We start from the raw sequence: 223 nt of genomic DNA, 5'->3' as shown, positions 1-223 counted from the left end.
ACTTCTTGCCAAACAGATTGAACACGGCCACAAAGAACACGGGCACCAGGAACACGGAGATCGGCGTGCCAATCACCATGCCCCAGAACACGCCGGTGCCGATCTCCTTCTGGCTGGCAGCGCTGGCGCCGGAGGCGATGTACAGCGGCACCACGCCCAGAATAAAGGCCAGCGAGGTCATCAGAATCGGACGGAAACGCAGATGACCGGCTTCCAGCGCGGC

Annotated in this window: 1 protein-coding gene; it reads right to left on the bottom strand. The window is 61.4% G+C overall.

Features of this window, described 5'->3' with window-relative positions; all coding sequences use genetic code 11:
• On the bottom strand, positions 1-223 hold a 223-nt coding region (locus RRF55_RS28680; protein ID WP_439419398.1), incomplete at both ends, for an efflux RND transporter permease subunit.

It is taken from the genome of Klebsiella sp. K47 (genome assembly GCF_051858335.1).
Lineage (GTDB): Bacteria > Pseudomonadota > Gammaproteobacteria > Enterobacterales > Enterobacteriaceae > Klebsiella > Klebsiella pneumoniae.
The sequence above is the reverse complement of the archived record's forward strand: the minus strand, read 5'-3'. Positions and strand labels throughout refer to the sequence as shown.